The organism is Vreelandella sp. L-15, from assembly GCF_056857635.1.
This window is the reverse complement of the sequence record NZ_JBSXNN010000023.1, coordinates 1-2,405: the sequence shown is the minus strand read 5'-3', so window position 1 is coordinate 2,405 and position 2,405 is coordinate 1. Positions and strand designations below refer to the sequence as shown.

Genomic DNA, 2,405 nt, shown 5'->3' with positions numbered 1-2,405 from the left:
CACGGGGATGTCGGTGCCATCAAAGTCCAGCACGATCTCCTTTGGTGGTTCGTCATGCTGTTCAATGAAGTGATGCCACAGCAACTCATGGGCCTTCACTATTGCTTGCCGATCGGCGTTCTGCTCCACCCGGCACAGCGTTGACTTGCCTGCCAGCGTATCCTCTTCACCGAGCGCTGTCTGGAGGGCCTGATCATAGCGCAGGGCCTCATGGTCGTTGAAATCTTCGTAGCCAGCGGCGACACCGAACACCCGCTGACGAACCAGAGTGTCGAGCTTATGACGAACCTGTTCCGGTGCGCGGGGATCATGAAGCACGGTGGCCAAGCGGCGTGTCAGGCGATGGTGTTTATCGACTTCACGAAGCAGGAGTAATCCGGCGTCCGACGTGATGTGGCCCCCGGAGAAGTCGGCTTCAATTTGGCGGCGTGAGAGTGGCGAGAAGGTCAGCTTTTCAGGTACTATTTTGGAAGCGGCTGTTGGTGCTTGATGGATTGGTTAGGTTCTTGAAATCATAGCACTTTCAGCCGCTTTCTTTTATACCCTGTGAGAAATCCAGGTTAGGTTGCAAGCGCAAGGGTATTAGCTACCCTACCTACTGCGCTGTGTTTCTAAATGAGACACGTTTTAACTGAAGTTTAATCATACAAGGAGTGGATTAGATGACAGTCAGCAATACACCTCTTAATAACGTAACGGCTCATAAGCAGTATAGCGAGATGGCCGATATGCCCTCGACGGGGAACGCAAAGGTAGCGGATGGTTACCCAACGCGTCTTGCCCAAGCGCCCAAATCCCTGACTCAGCCCCGCCGTGATGGGGTAGTGAAAGGGCGTCAACTGCCGGGGCCGCTTACCCAGGCGCAGTTGGACGAGTTTGAGCGCAATGGGTATCTGTTTATCCCCAACCTGATTAGTGGTGAAGAGTTGGAATCGCTATGCCAGGAGATGAACGAGCTGATGAGCAATGATGCCTACCGTGACCAGGACTTCAGCGTTACAGAGCCGCAAAGCCATGAGATTCGTTCGCTGTTTGCGGTTCATAAGCTCTCCGAACGGTTGGGCGCGCTTGCCACCGATGAGCGCTTAGCCGGTGCGGCACGGCAAATTATTGGCGATGACCCTTACGTGCACCAGTCGCGTATTAACTACAAGCCGGGGTTTGCGGGTAAAGGGTTTAACTGGCACTCGGATTTTGAAACCTGGCACGCGGAAGATGGCATGCCCAATATGCATGCGGTGAGTGCATCGCTGATCTTGACCGATAACCACGAGTTTAACGGCCCACTGATGCTGATCCCCGGTTCGCACATGGAATTTGTGCCCTGCTTAGGGGAAACGCCAGAGGATAACCATAAAAGCTCGTTGAAAGCCCAAGAGATAGGCGTACCAAGCCCAGAGGCACTGACCCATTTGGTCGGTAAATATGGGATTGATGCACCTAACCCGGATTTCTCATAGTGCTCCAACAACCTTCGCAGACCAAGCCTGGTAGTGCCAGATCCGAGTGGTCATGGTCGAAGTTGGCGATTATTTAGCCAGTTTCCGGCATTCAGGCACAACTCCCCCTTTCCCCCATTGGTATCGGGCCGGGGGAGCCCGATTATCTACTGGGGCACCAAGCGCTGAACCAGTGCTGAGAGATCGTTCTTGTGTGGATAGCTATCACTCATCAACACCCGTATTCGGCGGGTGTTGCGGATGATGACTGCGCCAACCTTGATCAGCTTCAAGCGCAAGGTGCCGGCACTCATACGTTCGAAGGGCGTGTTTTTCAGATGCACCCGCAAACGCTCGAACAGGGTGTAGGCGAAGCCGGATAAGATCAGCCGCCACTGGTTGGTCCACCAGTGTGTGCTGGAGGTGCGACCGGCAAACAGATCCAGTTGTTGATCCTTGATCCGGTTCTCCATATCACCCCGTGCGCAATACTGTTCGTAGTAGAGCTTGAATCCGTCATCGTAGCGGGAGCTGATAACGAACCGGGGGTTCGGGCCTTGAGGGCCATATTCCAGGCGCGCAACCACCCAGCGTGGCTTATGCCAGCTTCGGGCTTTGTAGCGGAAGCGGAAGGTGCTGGCGAGCTTATGGCCATGAGCCTCGTAGTAGGTCCGGACTTTGTCCATGGCTGGGGCGGCAAGCGCCTCCAGCCGCTGGTTGCGGGCCATGCCTACGATGTAATCCACCTGGTTGCGATCGCACCAGGCCAGCAGTCGGGGCTTGCTGAAGTGGGAGTCGCCCCGGAACACGATCCGGGTCTGTGGCCAATACTCGCGAATAAATCGCACCAGCAGCGCCAGAATGGCCCAGCTGTGCCGGGCATCACCTCGATTGCTGGTGCGCAGATAGCTCACCAGCAAGTGCCTACCGCAGAAGACGTAAAGCGGGAAGTAGCAGTGATGGTCG

The 2,405-nt window shown here is 55.4% G+C and carries 1 protein-coding gene and 2 pseudogenes; 1 reads left to right on the top strand and 2 read right to left on the bottom strand.

Translation table 11 applies throughout. The annotated features are described in order from the left end of the window. Positions 1–465 (bottom strand): transposase (locus AC13CY_RS02030; RefSeq protein ID WP_483052237.1); only part of this gene is annotated, 465 nt, incomplete at its 3' end. A 197-nt stretch (positions 466–662) separates the two neighbouring features. On the opposite strand from AC13CY_RS02030, the pseudogene AC13CY_RS02025 reads away from it, so the two are divergent. Then, a pseudogene (locus AC13CY_RS02025) lies at positions 663–1,442 on the top strand (phytanoyl-CoA dioxygenase family protein); the annotation flags it as partial. 164 nt (positions 1,443–1,606) lie between these two features. On the opposite strand, the pseudogene AC13CY_RS02020 reads toward AC13CY_RS02025, so the two are convergent. Continuing rightward, positions 1,607–2,405 (bottom strand): annotated as a pseudogene (locus tag AC13CY_RS02020) (IS1380-like element ISMaq3 family transposase); the annotation flags it as partial.